This is a genomic window from Ruegeria sp. HKCCD7221 (assembly GCF_013031225.1).
Classification (GTDB): domain Bacteria; phylum Pseudomonadota; class Alphaproteobacteria; order Rhodobacterales; family Rhodobacteraceae; genus Ruegeria.
The window spans coordinates 330,295-345,595 of record NZ_WPZE01000003.1 but is presented as its reverse complement, the minus strand read 5'-3'; the positions used below and the strand labels follow the sequence as shown (position 1 = coordinate 345,595).

Annotated in this window: 12 protein-coding genes; 4 read left to right on the top strand and 8 right to left on the bottom strand. The window is 54.0% G+C overall.

Features of this window, described 5'->3' with window-relative positions; translation table 11 throughout:
- Positions 1–2: 2 nt before the first annotated feature.
- From GOX73_RS10740 to xylF, 3 genes are read right to left on the bottom strand one after another with little or no spacing between them, the layout of a single operon-like run.
- Positions 3–806: an ATP-binding cassette domain-containing protein gene (locus tag GOX73_RS10740; protein ID WP_171134889.1), complete on the bottom strand. Its 804-nt coding sequence runs from the start codon at positions 804–806 to the stop codon at positions 3–5.
- On the bottom strand, positions 806–2,104 hold the full coding sequence (locus tag GOX73_RS10735) for a sugar ABC transporter permease (RefSeq protein ID WP_171126035.1): 1,299 nt from the start codon (positions 2,102–2,104) through the stop codon (positions 806–808). Before GOX73_RS10735 ends, GOX73_RS10740 begins: the two co-directional genes overlap by 1 nt.
- 60 nt (positions 2,105–2,164) lie before the next feature.
- The gene (gene xylF / locus GOX73_RS10730; protein WP_171123347.1) at positions 2,165–3,184 is read right to left on the bottom strand and encodes a D-xylose ABC transporter substrate-binding protein; all 1,020 of its coding nucleotides are present in this window, start codon (positions 3,182–3,184) and stop codon (positions 2,165–2,167) included.
- Positions 3,185–3,335: 151 nt separating this feature from the next.
- On the opposite strand from xylF, the gene GOX73_RS10725 reads away from it, so the two are divergent.
- Both GOX73_RS10725 and GOX73_RS10720 read left to right on the top strand, forming a co-directional pair.
- Positions 3,336–4,553 (top strand): ROK family transcriptional regulator, encoded by a 1,218-nt coding sequence (locus GOX73_RS10725; protein WP_171126037.1) that lies wholly within the window; start codon positions 3,336–3,338, stop codon positions 4,551–4,553.
- On the top strand, positions 4,543–6,054 hold the full coding sequence (locus tag GOX73_RS10720) for a CRTAC1 family protein (protein WP_171126039.1): 1,512 nt from the start codon (positions 4,543–4,545) through the stop codon (positions 6,052–6,054). Before GOX73_RS10725 ends, GOX73_RS10720 begins: the two co-directional genes overlap by 11 nt.
- Here GOX73_RS10720 and GOX73_RS10715 read toward each other — a convergent pair whose 3' ends face one another.
- Genes GOX73_RS10715 through xylB form a run of 3 tightly spaced genes read right to left on the bottom strand, consistent with a single transcriptional unit; the run spans position 6,055 to position 9,760 of the window.
- Complete coding sequence (locus GOX73_RS10715; RefSeq protein ID WP_171126041.1) at positions 6,055–7,356, bottom strand: cytochrome-c peroxidase; 1,302 nt, start codon at positions 7,354–7,356, stop codon at positions 6,055–6,057.
- Positions 7,353–8,306: an aldose epimerase family protein gene (locus GOX73_RS10710; protein ID WP_171126043.1), complete on the bottom strand. Its 954-nt coding sequence runs from the start codon at positions 8,304–8,306 to the stop codon at positions 7,353–7,355. Before GOX73_RS10710 ends, GOX73_RS10715 begins: the two co-directional genes overlap by 4 nt.
- Complete coding sequence (gene xylB, locus GOX73_RS10705) at positions 8,303–9,760, bottom strand: xylulokinase (protein WP_171134888.1); 1,458 nt, start codon at positions 9,758–9,760, stop codon at positions 8,303–8,305. Before xylB ends, GOX73_RS10710 begins: the two co-directional genes overlap by 4 nt.
- Before the next feature lie 925 nt (positions 9,761–10,685).
- Here xylB and GOX73_RS10700 point away from each other — a divergent pair.
- A complete protein-coding gene (locus GOX73_RS10700; RefSeq protein WP_171126047.1) occupies positions 10,686–11,669 on the top strand; it encodes an adenylate/guanylate cyclase domain-containing protein in 984 nt (327 codons plus the stop codon).
- 53 nt (positions 11,670–11,722) lie between these two features.
- On the opposite strand, the gene GOX73_RS10695 is transcribed toward GOX73_RS10700, so the two are convergent.
- Complete coding sequence (locus GOX73_RS10695) at positions 11,723–12,790, bottom strand: glycosyltransferase family 2 protein (RefSeq protein WP_171126049.1); 1,068 nt, start codon at positions 12,788–12,790, stop codon at positions 11,723–11,725.
- Between the two features lie 49 nt (positions 12,791–12,839).
- Positions 12,840–13,550, bottom strand: a complete 711-nt coding sequence (locus GOX73_RS10690) for a methyltransferase domain-containing protein (protein ID WP_171126051.1) — start codon at positions 13,548–13,550, stop codon at positions 12,840–12,842.
- A gap of 77 nt (positions 13,551–13,627) precedes the next feature.
- On the opposite strand from GOX73_RS10690, the gene GOX73_RS10685 reads away from it, so the two are divergent.
- On the top strand, positions 13,628–15,211 hold the full coding sequence (locus GOX73_RS10685) for a hypothetical protein (RefSeq protein ID WP_171134887.1): 1,584 nt from the start codon (positions 13,628–13,630) through the stop codon (positions 15,209–15,211).
- Positions 15,212–15,301 lie beyond the last annotated feature (90 nt).

Sequence of the window (15,301 nt, the reverse complement as noted above, 5' to 3'; positions counted from 1 at the left end):
CCCTATTCTGCTTTTTGTGCTGGCTGCTTGCCCAGAATGATCATTGACAAAAGGTCGTCATCCGTGACGTCCGCAATATCGACCGTCCCAACCAGTTTGCCGTTCTTCATGACCGAGGCGCGGTCACACAGCTCCATAACGGCATGCACGTCGTGGTCGATCAAGAATATGCCGATGCCCTGCGCCTTTAGCTGGTGGATCAGATCAGCCACCATCTGAGTTTCATGCGGCCCAAGCGCTGCTGTCGGCTCATCCATGATCAGAATGCGCGCGTTGAAATTGACGGCTCGCGCGATCGCCACAGATTGTCTTTGACCACCCGACAACGCAGAGACAGGATCATTGAACTTCTGAAAATTCGGGTTGAGTTGTGCCATGATCTTGCGGCATTCGGCCTCCATGGCTGCGTCGTTGACCAAACCAAAAGGCGTCGTCATCTCGCGCCCTAGGAACAGGTTCGATGTCGCGTCCAGATTGTCGGCCAAGGCGAGCGTCTGATAGATGGTCTCGATGTTATTTGCGCGCGCATCGCGAGGGTTAGCGATCTCGACCGGCTTGCCATCAATCAAAATCTCGCCGTGATCCATTTGATAAGCGCCCGACAGGACCTTGATCAGCGTGGACTTACCGGCCCCGTTATGCCCCAGCAGCCCCACGACTTCACCCGGATAAAGATCGACCGACACATGGTCGACGGCTTTGATTCCACCGAAGGAGATCGAAATATCGCGCATCTCGACCAATGGCGCTTCGCCAGAGCCGCGTCCAGACTTCACAGAGGTTTCATGCGTATCCTGAGCTTGCATCACTTGGTCCCCAATCGCTTGCGGTAGATGATGTCAATATAGACGGCCAACACCAGAACGCTGCCGACGACAATGTTCTGGAACGGCGCGTCAACGCCAACCATTGCCATGCCCGATTGCAGCGCCTGCATGATCAATGCGCCAAGGATCGCACCATAAATGGTGCCGATGCCACCAGACAACGCGGTCCCACCAATAACAGCGGCCGCGATGACCCGTAGTTCGTCCAGCGTTCCGATATCGTTCGAGTGGTTTGCAAGGCGCGCCGAGGCGACCACAGCAGAAACGGCGCACAAAAAGCCCATCAGCGCAAAAATCTTAACGGTCAGCAGTCGCGTATTGATGCCGGAAAGCTCTGCCGCATCCGGGTTTCCACCGGTGGCAAAGATATAACGTCCAAAACGGGTTTTCCGCGCTACGATTGTCAGGGTTACCGCGACGATGATCAGGATGAGGACAGAAATTGGTATGCCGTACCCGACGACCAGCCCCTCCGGCATAGTTTCGCCGCGTGCTTCGAACATACGTTGCAGCCGACGTGTCGGAATGGCGTAGCTGTTTACGATGTAGACGTACCCAAGTATGGCGAGTGCGATGATCACGGCCAGAGTGGCCTCGGCCCAAACAGGTTTGACGGGGAAGCCATGTGACGCTTTTGCACGTCGACCGCTCCACAAAGCCCAAATGGCGACCGCCGTAGCGAACAAACCAAATAGCCAGCTTGTTGTGGTACCGAGCGTTCCGTTGGTTCCGCCGAACATCAGGAATGTACTGTCCAGCGGACCAATCGTTTGGCCGCTGGTCAGATACCACGCCACGTTTCTCCAAACCAGGAAGCCACCAAGCGTGACAATGAATGCTGGTATCGTCAGATAACCGACCATCCAGCCATGAAACGCACCAATCAGCGTGCCCACTAACAGCCCGACGACAATGGTGATCGCCCAGGTTGCAGGATTGTTCAAACCCATCCCAAGTACCTGCGGCAACAGTTCGGTTTGCGTCATTGCCATCACTGCCGACGTTGTCGCCAGCAATGCTCCGACCGACAAATCTATGTGCCGCGTGACGATTATGAACACCATCCCACACGCCATAATGGCAACCGAAACCGTCTGGATGGACAGGTTGAACAGGTTCCGAGGCGTTAGGAACCGGCCATCCGTAAAGATGTTGAACCCGATGCACAGGATGACAAACGCGCCGATCATTCCCAAAAGCCGCATGTCCAGTTCCAACTGCTGGAACAGGCTGGGTTTCGCTTTTTCAGGTACCGGCTGAGACGAAGTTTCGGTCATTTCCGATCTTTCATATTCAGCAATGGTCCCTGGCCCCGAAAGGGCCAGGGACTTTGAAGCTTAGTTACAAGGGGCCGGTCCGTTTTCAACGCCCTGGCACAAATCTTCCAACGGGATCCATCCGGCATCCACAACAACGGAAAGATTGTCCTTGGTAATCGGAACAGGCGCAAGGAAGACCGAACTCATCTCGGTGCCACCCGGTGATGTCCAACTAATCGCACCTTCGACGTCAGCGGGGCTTGTACCGCCCGTCAAAGCCACGGCGATTTCGCCAGCGGCCTTGCCGAGCTCACGGGCGTCTTTCCATACGGAAACAGTCTGAGTACCCAGCGCGACACGGTTCAGCGCCGCGTGATCACCATCCTGACCAGAGACCGGAATGCCTTCCATACCCTGCGCTGTCAAAGCAGCGACAACGCCGCCTGCGGTGCCGTCATTCGACGCAACCACTGCATCCACGTTGTTCTCATTTGCAGTCAGGATTTGTTCCATGTTCCGCTGCGCATTCGCGGGCAGCCAGCCGTCGGTGTAGGCTTCTCCAACGATTACGATGTCACCGCTGTCGACTGCCGCGCCGATAATCTCTTGCTGTCCGCCCCGCAGGAAGTCAGCGTTCGGATCCGTAGGAGAGCCTTTGATCATCACGTAGTTGCCCTTGGGCATTGCCTCAAAAACAGCGCGGGCCTGCATTCTGCCGACTTCTACATTGTCAAAGGTCAGATAAAACGCACGGTCGTCTTCGATCAGGCGATCGTAAGCGATGACCGGAATGCCTTCGTCTGCCGCAGCCTGAACAGCCGGCCCGATTGCCTGCGCGTCCTGCGCCAAAATGATAAGCGCGTCTACACCTTGGGCGATCAGGCTTTCAATGTCCGAAAGCTGCTTTGCGGAAGACGATTGCGCGTCTGCCGAAATATACTCGGCGCCTCCTGCTTCAAGCGCAGACTTGATGGCTGCTTCATCCGTTTTCCAACGCTCTTCTTGAAAGTTCGACCAGCTTACGCCGACCACTGGCTCTGCGAATGCGGTCGAAGCCAACAAAGTGGCCACAGCCGAAAAGCTGAGAATTCGTTTCATGATTTCCTCCCATTTGCGGAGCCATCGCATTTCGATTCGCGGCTCTCACGAATTTTATTACCATATTTATTTCAGTCGGTAAAATATTTAGTCTATTAGAAGCGGTGAAATCCAAATAGATTGGGGACAAGACCAGATTCGCGAGGCCAAGATGCTGAAAAGCAAAGCTTCTCAAAATGCCGCAGACCAGCGGAACATTACCCGCCTGCGGGTGCTGGAACATATCCGGACCAGAGGCTCGATTTCACGGATAGATATCGCCAGCGCATTGCAGACCAGCCCGGCGACGGTTACCGCCGCCACGGCCGACCTCATTTCTGCAGGGCTGATCAAAGAGATCGAAACCGAACAACAATCCAAGTCTGCCAAAAGGGGGCGGCCCAGAGTCCTGCTTCAGTTGGATGGCGGCTCATACCTTGTTGCGGGCCTTAAGGTGGCGCGCCACATGATCTCGGTCATTCTTGTGGATTTCGAAGGCAATGAGGTTACGTCATACAAACATCCGCTGGACGACGCCCGAATGACACCAACCGCTTTTGTGGCGACCATTCGCAAAGCCATGGATCAGGCTTGCGCTCAGATTAACGAAACCATCGACACCCTGTCCGGCGTGTCAATTGGGATTGCCGGTCTGGTGGATGCAGAAAGGAGCTTTGTCCACTGGTCCTCTTCCCTGACCGAAAGAAACGTCGATTTCAGTCAATTTCTGGAAACTGAATTGCCCTGCCCCGCCTTCATTGAAAACGACGCCAATCTGGTGGCAAAGGCGGAACAACTTTTTGGATTAGGTAAGGGGTTAAAGAACTTTCTTGTCGTCACGATCGAACACGGCGTTGGGCTTGGTATTGTGCTGGACGGCAAGCTGTATCGCGGGGAACGTGGCTGCGGAGCAGAGTTTGGCCATACAAAAGTTCAACTGGACGGCGCGCTTTGCCAATGCGGCCAGCGGGGCTGCCTTGAGGCGTATGTCGGTGACTATGCGCTCATCCGGGAAGCAACCGTTGCCGATCAAAGCACTGGAACGGAAACCGTAACGGAAATCCACAAAAACGCGCGTTCCGGAGACCAAAGGGCCAAGTCCGTTCTGGCCCGCGCGGGACAGATGTTTGGTCTGGGGATATCCAACCTGATTAACCTGTTTGACCCGGAACGCATTATATTGTCAGGCGCTCAGATGGACTTGGAACACCTGTATTCCGACGAGGTGATGACCCGAATTCGAAGTGGCGTAGTGAATGTCGATACTCCCTTGCCGGAAATCAAAGTCCATCACTGGGGCGACCTGATGTGGGCCAAGGGTGCTGCGGCTTACGGGATTGAGCAGGTCTCGATCTTGAAGGTGAAGGAACTGGCGACACATGCGTCCTGAGCTTTGTATCCTGTTCGCTTTTGCATCTGCGTCCACGGCTGAAGCCCAAGCTCCGCAATTCCAGAAGATTGACATAGGCGCCCATACCTATGATGGCGGATGGGAGCACTTTGTGGGCGGTGGGGTCGCCGTTTTCGATTGCGACGGGGACGGGCTGCCCGAGCTTTTCGCCGCGGGTGGGACCAATCCTGCCCAACTGTTCAGGAACACATCGCTCGACAGCGTTTCATTTCGTGCTGATACGCCCAAGCAATTGTCACTGACCAGCGTAACCGGGGCTTACCCAGTGGACGTCGACAATGATGGTGTTTTGGATCTGGCCGTTTTACGCGTTGGCCCTGATCTGCTTTTGAAGGGCGAATCTGATTGCAATTTCCGCCCTTTCGACACCCTTGGTTTCCAATCAGAGGACCATTGGACAACCGGGTTCTCTGCCACCTGGGAAGTTGATCAGACCCTGCCAACACTGGCCTTTGGCACCTATGTTGATCGCCGGAATCCCGATGGCCCGTTTGAGGCCTGCGGACCCACGGTCCTATACCGCCCTAACGGCCGCAGCTATCAGCCGCCGGAATATCTCGAGCCGGGTTTTTGCGCGCTGTCGGTCCTGTTTTCGGACTGGTCCCGCTCCGGACAAGCGGATTTGCGGGTCAGTAACGATCGCCATTACTATGTGCGCGGTGGGCAAGAGCAGTTATGGGCTATGGAGGCCACCCCACGCACCTATTCGCAAAAAGACGGATGGTTGCCATATTCGATCTGGGGAATGGGCATCGCTTCGCGAGATCTGACAGGCGATGGCTTTCCCGAAGTTTATCTGACTTCGATGGGCGATCAGAAATTGCAGATCTTCGACCCCAAAACTGGCGGCCCGACTTGGCGTGACGCCACCTACGACAAAGGCACAACCGCCCACAGGCCACATACTGGAGGCGACGGTCGCCCATCGACCGGATGGCATGCGCAGTTTGGCGACGTCAACAACGACGGTCTGGACGATATCTTCGTCACCAAAGGAAATGTCGAGCAGATGCCGGACGCGGCGCTGAATGACCCCAACAACCTGCTGTTGCAACAGCAGAATGGTCAATTCCACGAAGCTTCGGCCAAGGCTGGCATTGCTTCTATGGCCAAGTCGCGCGGTGCGGCATTGGCTGACTTCAACAATGACGGCTGGCTTGATCTGGTGGTGGTCAATAGGGGCTCGGAACTTGAGGTCTATCAAAACCACCCTCGCACTGGGAATTGGGTGATGATGGACATAGCGCAGGATCAGCCAAACCGTTTTGCCGTCGGCGGCTTTATCGAGATGAGGACTGCGGCGGGTATGCAGACCCGGGAAATCACCATCGGCGGAGGGCACGCCAGCGGCATCGTGGGGCTACATCATTTTGGGCTGACGGATGCGAAGACGATCGAAGTTCGGGTCATTTGGCCCGATGGCGAAGCGGGGGATTGGCAGGAATACCACCCCAATCAGATCATTCGAATTGAACGATGATCATTGGTCGACATGCAACCCACTTGGAACCTTTTCCGGAACACCAAGACGTTCTGTGGGGTCTTCCAGACTACCCAAAAAGCTCAGAAGGGCGCTGATCTCTTGATCCGTCAGACTTATCTTCGGCAGGTCGCTGCTTTTGGCAATCGCATCCATAATCTCGGGGTCGGAAAACGCCTGATGATCCTTTGCACCCGGAAAGTCAGGCAACACCGCCAGTTCCAAGGTATACGTGTGCAATGAGCCTTCCGGGTCGAGATGATGACGCACGACGTCTTCAAGCCGCGCATAGGCACCGCTATGCCCGTAGGGGGCCGTCAGCGTTACATTGCGCAACGAAGGCGTGCGAAACGCAAATGAATCCTCTGCGTCGCCAGTCACGCGCAGGCGCCCATCATCCCGGACATGGCTTTCAAACCTTGCTGCTTTGCCGGGCCCTATCTGCGGCATCGCGATAGAGTGAAACTTGTGGTCCGTTTGAAACCAGCCCGAATGACAGGTGCTGCACCCTGCCTTTCCATAGAACAGTTGCATTCCGCGCGCTGCCTCTTCCGGCAAGTCGGCTTCCCCCCGCATCGCAAGGTCAAACGGGCTGTTGTCGGCGCGCCATTCAAAGGCAATGAAATCGGCAATTACATTCGCAATAGCAGAAAAGGTGATCGCATCCCCCGGTGCGACCAAGGAAAATCGCTGTTCGTATTCCGGGATGGCCGCGACGCGAGCAGCAATCAGGTCCCACGCCCCGCCTTCCTGCGTTAGCAACCCAAGGCGCACGGCCTGGCTGACGTCATTCTCGGAGTAATGGCCTGCCATCTCATCAGGGGACAGCACCGGAAACATTGCCTGAGCGGCCAGAGCGGAATTGAAACCTGACCGCATATGCGTGCCCAGTGGCGTCCTGATACCGTTCTCGCGTGTCGGATCGGTTTCAAGGCGGCCATCGTGAAAGAAGGTTGTGAACTCGGTCGCGCCAAGATTCCAAAGACCCGGCGAATTGCGCGGGATTCGTTGCTCTGGCGGGTTTTCCGCATCGAGTTTCCGCTTCTCCCCCAAACCCGCGCCACCCTCACCGATCCCCAGCGAAAGCCCATCGGACGTGCCGAGTTTGGGGTGATGACACGTTGCGCAGCTTATGTTCTTGTTCCCCGACAAGATCGGATCGTAGAAAAGCAGCCGCCCAAGTTCGACCTTACCCAGATCAGGCTCAACAAACTCTGGTTTTGGCCCGAGGTCCTGAGCCGCTGCGGGCATAATGGACACGACCACCACGCCGAAAGCAACAATCGGTGCAACGAACCTCATGTCTCACCCTCGGAAATCTCAATTATCAATGTCTGCGCGTATGGCGCTTCAGGAGAGTATATGATCGACGGAAATTCAGGGATGTTAACCGCGTTGGGATAACCCGACGGCTCGATGCACACGCCAGCGTTTTTGTGGAAAGGTTCCGAAAGGTGAGCCCCCGAGTAAACCTGCGCCCCCGCCTGATCAGACCAAACAGATAGTTGCAAACCGTTAGGCGCGGTAAGGTCAGCGACCGGAAGCCCGTTCTCTCGTGCGGGGTCGAAAACGAAGTAGTTGTCCAAATCCGTCAAAGTAGCGCTGATCGCCTTGGGTTCGGAGAAATCCATCCCGCCTTTCCTCGCGTCGTTCAATATGCCCGAGGGAATCCCTTGATTGTCTAGTTCGAGAACGCGGTGTGAGGCCAGCCGCAGACTATGCCCGGAAATGCCCGTCGTGCTACCCAGGCAATAGTAATTGTGCTGCGCTATACTTATGGGGGTCGGTCGATCAGGCTGCGCTGAAATCGAATAGATCAGGCGCGGGTTCTCCAGCTTTACGCGTACTTCAAATCTAACTTCTCCCGGGAAACCACTGGCACCCTCTGGGGATGTGTGGCGCAACACAGCCTCGTTTGCCGCTATTTTCTCAAGGGCCCAATTCTGATGCGAGAGGCCAGCCCACCCACTATGCAAGGAATTCCGACCCTCGTTTGACTCCAGTTCATAACGAACATTTTCCATGTCAAAACGCGCGTTTCCGATCCGATTGGCGACACGACCGACGATTGCACCCATATAGCTTTTGTCGGTGACGTAGTCCTGCGGACTTTCGTATCCAAGGATCATTGGCAAGCCCTTGTACCACCACCCCTGCGTTATCGCCCCGTAGCTGAGCAACGACACCCGCATGTCACCATCACTCAGAACGGCCGTTTCGATCCGAGGAGGTATGTCCCGCCTTACGCTCATCTTTTTACGAAAGGTGCCAAGGCTGAATAGTATTGCCGGTACCGCTGGTATTCACTTTCGAACGCATCGACCAAATCTTCACGAGGTTCGATGACCCTGTCGATTTTGGGTGCCATCATCACCGTGTCCGGATCTGCGTCATTGACGGCGCATATTGCCAGACGAGCGGCACCGATAGCGGCTCCAAATTCACTGCCCTGCGGCAAGGTAAGAGGCGTATTGAGTACGGTGGCCAGTTTCTTCAACCAATAAAGGGAGCGCGCACCGCCGCCAACAGCCATAAGAGTCGTTGGTTTGGTTCCGGTTTTCTTGAGGGCCTCCAGACAATCCCGCATTGCAAAGGCGACGCCTTCCATGACGGCCCGCGTCAAGTCCGCAGTGCCTGAGGAAATATCGACACCCAGGAATGCCCCTCGGATCGCACTGTCATTATGCGGCGTCCGCTCACCTGAAAGATAGGGCAGAAACGTGATCTCTGATGGGCCATCCAGATCGTCCGGCAGCGAGGCGACCAAGTCCCCAACGGGCTGGCCAAGGTTACGGGAAAGCCAGTTCAAGCTGTTAGTCGCAGAAAGGATAACACCCATCTGAATCCACCTGTCCGGAACAGAATGACAAAAACAATGTACCGCCGTTTCCGGCGCTGGCGCGTACTCGTCCCTGGACACCAGCAGCACACCTGAAGTTCCAAGCGACAAGAAGCCAGCCCCATCGCTGATACTGCCTATCCCGCAGGCAGCAGCGGCGTTGTCCCCTGCTCCGCCCGCTACCACGACCGGCTCAGACACTCCCCACTCTCGCTGTAGTTCGGGTCGCAACTCACCGCCCGGTTCACTGCCTTCAACCAGTCGCGGCATTTGTTTGATGCTCATATGACCTTGTTCCAGAGCGATTTCCGACCATCGCCGCGCCCCAACGTCCAGCCATGACGTTCCCGCGCTGTCAGACATGTCGCTGACGTAATCCCCAGTCAGCCAAAGTCGCAAATAGTCTTTCGGCAGCAGTACCTTGGCAATCTTGGCAAACAGGTCAGGCTCATTTGCGCGGACCCATTCCAACTTGGGGGCTGTAAACCCCGGAAAAACGATGTTGCCAGAACTTGAACGCATGCCCGGCAGTTGATCAAGCCTCTGTGCTTCTTTCGAGGCCCGCGTGTCGTTCCACAGAATGCAAGGCCGCAGTACGTTGTCTTCGGCATCCAAAAGGGTCGCACCGTGCATGTGCCCGCTCAGACCAATGCCGCGTAGCGCGGAGAACGCAGTTCCGTGCGCAGTTCGAAGCTGACCGGCAACGTCCTTACACGCCTCCACCCAATCCAAAGGCGACTGTTCAGACCATCCCGGCTTTGGCGAAGACGTTGTGATATTGGATTCGGCACTGCCTGCGACGGACCCTGTGTCGTCGACAAGGATCCCTCTGAGACCGGATGTTCCCAAGTCCAATCCGAGATACATTTTTTGACCTCATCCATTTTATTTTAGCTGCTAAAATTAATATCCAAGCAGATTTTGTCAACAGAAGTTTAAGCCCAATTGGCCTCCCATAGCGACAACCCCACGCCAGATCAGCGAGTGGATAGTTTGCGGCAGGAAACGGTTTTGCCGAGTTGAACGGCCCTCATGTCCACCATCACAGACTGAAGCTTCCGTTGACTTGTCTACACGCAATAGTTGCGCTAGCCTGCATATCCCAAAACAGTTACTGGTCGAGGCCGGAGCAGGCCCATTGCACAGGGTTAAGTTGTAAACGATCACGCGGAGCAAGAGAGTGACCGATACTGAATGCAACTATCAACAAATCGCCTCAGTCGAAGAAGTCAAATCTGCCTTAGAAGAGGCGCAGTGCCAGCACTGTGGTATCACCACAAATGAGCTCATGTCACGCGGAGAGGTCCTTGAGATTTGCGGTGAGGAATATTGCTCTGACATCTCAACGGGACTGAAACTGTTCACCACATTTGCTGTGTGCCCAAGCTGTCATGAGCGGTTTCATCAGGACGCCGAAAACATGCACAACCCTTGCCAAATAAAGGCTCGGTGGAGTCGAGAGGGCCTGGCGTAGTAAGGTGCCGGGGGCGGCAGCCTCTCACTTTAACTTCTATTTCCCAGATCAGACGTTGGCATGGGGCTGATTGAATGATCGCTTCACCAATTGGAACGAGCTTGAAAACTTGCCCCGCTAGTGCGGATCAGACTAAGCTTGGGTTCCCTCACGCTGATCTGCTTTCATTTTCAACGACGGAACCAGAGTATTGACTGAATTCTTGCTTGATACCCTGCCCGCACCTCGGCAGCACATTTGAGCCAAATCTCTGATAGGGTGGAATGCAGATAAGGGAACCACTTTTCTGCACGCTTCGCCAAAGTAGGGAGTTTCATCGTGATCAAGACTTCCCCCGAATTGCTTGCCGTAACAGAGCGCTGGTTTGATGCAATCAGATACCGCAGAACGCACGTTTTGAAAGATTACCTTTCAGACTCGGCTGAGTTGCGGTTCATCGGAACCGGCGAAGATGAATTCTGGAGGGGGCAAGTCGTCCGCGATGGTGTCGGTGACTTCATCGGCGAAATGCCCGAGCCAGATGTTTGGGAAGTGCTGGAAGCCGAAGCCTTCGAGAATGGAGAAACGGGCTGGTCAGCCTTCCTCCACAAAGTCGGCTTTCCCGGTCTTGGGGATTCATTCATCGTCCGCACTGTACTTGTGTTCGTGTTGGAAGGGGCGTCCTGGAAGATCATAAATCGGCACGCGTCGCTTCCGTTTCCAAATGTGGAATTCGTAGGCAGCGAGCAGTTGGCGATCCAAAGCCTTGTAAATGCCGCGCTAAATGACGGCCCGGAATTGCTTCAGACTGAAGGTTTGGCCTCGGTGCTCTTTACCGATGTAGAAGGCAGTACGCCCCTTGCCGAAGCCATGGGCAACCAAAGCTGGTCCGCCTTGATAGACCAACATTTTCAGACTGTTGAGGGGATCGTTGCGGCACATCGCGGGCAGTTCGTAAAGTCGCTGGGGGATGGAACGCTATCCAGCTTTCAATCCGCAAACGAGGCGCTTCTCGCAGCAATCGACATGCAGGAGGCCGTTAACCTGACCGATATGGAACCGCGTCTGGGTTTGCGGGTTGGCATTCACACCGGCGAAGTCGTGTTGGCGCGCGGCGACTTTTTCGGCACTGTGGTTAACAAGGCAGCTCGTATTACGTCGTCGGCCAATGCTGGCGAAATCCTTGTTTCAGACGAAACACGAGCCATGGTCAGCGGACACCACGAGTTCAAATTTGTAGACGCCAAATCAGTAACCCTGAAAGGATTGCCAAAGGATCATACTGTTTACCGTTTGCAATGGTCGCAACAACTAGGTCTCTGAATGACCCTTTGAAAGCTGGCCTAGTAAGCGGGGTGCCTATTCAGCCACTTGTACTACTGTTCGGTATCGCCTTGCCGAACGGGCATATCATTCTCGTGATCTTCCGTCGTCTCGCCCTTCGGCAACTCTATTATCGTATCAATAACATAACTGGGACGCTGCTTGGTCTCTACGTTTATGCGGCCGATATATTCCCCGATCAGCCCCAACGCGATCAAATTACAGGCCCCTAACAGCAAAACAACTACCATCAACGATGCATAACCTGGAGCGTCAACGCCCCAGAAGACTGTTTTAGCAATGATGAATACGGCGTAGAATACGGCAAAAATCGCCGTCATTGTCCCCAAATAGGTCCACGCTCTGATCGGCAAGGTTGTCGAACCGGTGATACCATCCAAGGCAAAGTTCCAGAGCTTCCAAAAATTCCAATTAGTGTCCCCCGCCGATCGGGTTGGGCGTTCATACTCGATCGTAACAGGGTCGAAACCGACCCACGCGAATAGCCCTTTCATAAAGCGTACGCGTTCGGTCAGTTCGTTCAGACGTTCCACAACCTCGCGGTCGAGCAATCGGAAATCCCCAACGTTGGGTTCGATAGGATAGTCGGAAATGCGGTTTGTAGCCCAGTAAAATGCGTTGCTCAGTGTTCTCTTCCCGACACTGTCCCCTTTACGAGAAACGCGTTTTGCGTTGACCATTTTTGCCCCGGATTGCCACGCTTCAAGCATCTTGGGGATCAAGTCCGGCGGATCCTGCAAATCCACATCCATCGGAATGACAGCGTCGCCGCTCGCATGCCGAAGCCCAGCAGCCAAGGCGCTGTCTTTTTTGAAGTTGCGGGACAATTTAACAATGCAAATGCTAAATGGCGAATTTGCTACAGACTTTATGTAATCAACCGAACCATCCGTACTGCCGTCGTCAACGAATACGACTTCGAGCTGAGCACCCGGCCTAAGCACATCCTTAACCTGCTGGGCAACGGGTCCGATCGCGTCGAAAAACAGCGGCAGGGCATCCGCCTCGTTGAAGAATGGAACGACAAGCGAAACAGTTTTCCCACTGATCGATACGTCCTGATCGGTCTGCGATGGCAAGGTAAGAGCTGGCTCAGACATTTGTTTCACAGATTACCCAAGATCAATGTTCCGTGCATAGCATAGACCCTCAGGTGACAGGTTTGACGAGTTTCGCAACCACAGTCAGGCCCGCGAGGCGGTTTGCTTTCATTACGAAACGCTCTATTTTGCAGACACTCTTCAAGATACCGTTCAAGGCGTCAGGAAGAGGTTTCATATCCGATCTGTTCGCCTCGCGCCCACGGGTCGCCAAGCGCACCAGCGCAGCCGCCGGAAAGATTGCTCCATAATAATAATGTATTGCTTCGGGTTCAGCTTTTACGGCGCGAATAGTCTTCGTTAAGCTCTGGATCGTGTATCTGCGCCGATGCTCCAAAAATTCATCATGAGCGCTCCACAAGAATTCGAAAGCGGGTACGGTTATGATGAATACTGTGCCAGGACGGGCTTTCTGCCAATATTCACTCAGCAGAGCGACGTCGTCGTCGACGTGTTCCAGAACGTCCATCATCAGGACAAGATCTGCGCTCGAGTGGTCGAGGCTTCGAACAAACTGAATGGATGTGCCGTTCGGCAGCCGGTCTTCAGTTTCATCGTCGTATCCGGGGTCGACGCAAATTGCGCTATCCGCATAATTGTTGCTTAACAGCCACTTGCTGAACCAACCCAGCCCAGCGCCGACATCAAGTACCTCGTGAGGTCGGTTGCCAAAATGCTGTGTGATAACGTTCGCTTTGGCTGTATAGTACCAATGATCATCGGCACGATCGCCCAAGGCCTGATGTTCTTTTAAATCCAAGATTATATCTCGCAACAGTATGTTAAATATTGGAACATGCTACGGTCAGATGATATTTGTTTAAAGCGAATGATTTGATGAAATTTTTAAGTGTTGCTTGTGTATCCGTTATCGCGGTTTCAATATTTTGGGTATTTGTGGGGTTGGCCGAAAAATCGCTTTGGGTTGACGAGCTTTTTTCAGCGTATTTTTCTGATCCTGAGCTCCCCAGCTTGCGGGCATTTTTTGAAAGGGCAGCACAGGATGTGCACCCACCCGGATATTACCTGACATTGTGGTGGGTACTGAAGACATTCCCAGGTCAATTTGAATTGATAGCGCGGGGATACTCCGCTGTTCTCGGATGCATGGCACTGGCGGTAATTTACTTAGCGCCCGGTCCATCGGTCAGACCAATAGCTAAGCTTGTCGGTACGGCCGTCGCTGTAACATCTGGGGTTTGGTTCGCTTATTCTCAGGACGCCCGATCCTATTCCGCTCTATTTGTAATTACTAGTTTCGTTATGATGTCCGCGCTGCGGTGCCGAGAATGCCTAAGTGCTGGTCAACTACCCGTTCGCTGGATGGTCGCGTTGGTGGCGGCCTGCGGTGCTGCGAGCACCATCCACTATTATTCCATTTTGGTATCCGGGGCGATATTTGGACTACTGTTGTTGAGGTGCACGACGTGGCCTCACAGGATAATTGTCGCGGCCTCGGGCTTGTCCGTGTTGTTGCTTACTTTGCTACTATTGTCGTGGCATTTGCCTCAGATAGTAGTTGAAATAGACAATACCGGCTTCAAAACGACCTTTGATTTTATTGTGCGGCAGATATCGAGGGGGGTACGCATGTTGCTATCTGCGCCTGCTGCCGCAGCAATGCTGTGGGTATTTTGCGTTTCCGGTCTATTACTGTTGCGGCGACCAAAGACAGCAATAGCACACGCAACCCTCGGGCCCAATTCCACGGGCGATATGTTTTTTGTTCTATCGACAATTGTTCTAACAATTGGGCTAGGACTCATGGTTACTCTTTTTTTTGTGCCCATGTTGTCTTTCCGCTTGTTCATCGTGTTGGCACCCGTGTTTTGGATCGGTATCGCATACGTCGTCGAATACCTGTTCCGACTGACGGAGGGTTTTCCTGAGGCCGTCGATTTTCGGCCGCTTTCTACAGTATTGATTGCCCTGTCTCTGATTATGACTTTGATTGCTAGTATGATCTTCGTGAGCACAGCAAACAGCCGCTGGAAACAGACAAGCCACTTCATTGCGAATATTGATGGCTGTGCATCCAGCACTCTGCCGATAACTTGGTTCGAGATGCCTTACTTTATCGAAGACGACCCGGAAAGGTTTTATGGGTATTACCTGCCTCAGGCGGGCCATAGAAAATGGCTAAAAATGCCCAGGGATAGGTTTGAGGCTTCGGTTGCAAGCCCGCAGTTTCGATCGCATGTAATGGCGATGATGGATACACCTAACGGGTGCCCGGTCTTGTTTTGGTCAAATCACTTTCTAGTATCTGAGGACATTCAAACTGCAGCCCAATTGGTTCAGAATACCGTGGCCGAGATCGGGGGCGAAGGCTATGGCGTAGAAACTCTGCATTTTGAGCAAAATGGAGAGTTTACAATTCTATTGCTGCGCGAATTGGACCAAAGCGCGCAAAACGACTAACCACCTGTAGAAAACCCTCAGAAACTACTGTCGCGTCGTTGGTGGGTCTCAATAATAAATCCACAGCCGAGGGGTGGACCGAAATCCACA

Bases quoted from the DNA above. Each gene is read 5' to 3' on its own strand.
- xylF (WP_171123347.1), bottom strand. From the start codon at position 3,184: ATGAAACGAATTCTCAGCTTTTCGGCTGTGGCCACTTTGTTGGCTTCG.
- GOX73_RS10720 (WP_171126039.1), top strand. From the start codon at position 4,543: ATGCGTCCTGAGCTTTGTATCCTGTTCGCTTTTGCATCTGCGTCCACG.
- GOX73_RS10715 (WP_171126041.1), bottom strand. From the start codon at position 7,356: ATGAGGTTCGTTGCACCGATTGTTGCTTTCGGCGTGGTGGTCGTGTCC.
- GOX73_RS10725 (WP_171126037.1), top strand. From the start codon at position 3,336: ATGCTGAAAAGCAAAGCTTCTCAAAATGCCGCAGACCAGCGGAACATT.
- GOX73_RS10695 (WP_171126049.1), bottom strand. From the start codon at position 12,790: ATGTCTGAGCCAGCTCTTACCTTGCCATCGCAGACCGATCAGGACGTA.
- GOX73_RS10740 (WP_171134889.1), bottom strand. From the start codon at position 806: ATGCAAGCTCAGGATACGCATGAAACCTCTGTGAAGTCTGGACGCGGC.
- GOX73_RS10735 (WP_171126035.1), bottom strand. From the start codon at position 2,104: ATGACCGAAACTTCGTCTCAGCCGGTACCTGAAAAAGCGAAACCCAGC.
- GOX73_RS10685 (WP_171134887.1), top strand. From the start codon at position 13,628: ATGAAATTTTTAAGTGTTGCTTGTGTATCCGTTATCGCGGTTTCAATA.
- GOX73_RS10710 (WP_171126043.1), bottom strand. From the start codon at position 8,306: ATGAGCGTAAGGCGGGACATACCTCCTCGGATCGAAACGGCCGTTCTG.
- xylB (WP_171134888.1), bottom strand. From the start codon at position 9,760: ATGTATCTCGGATTGGACTTGGGAACATCCGGTCTCAGAGGGATCCTT.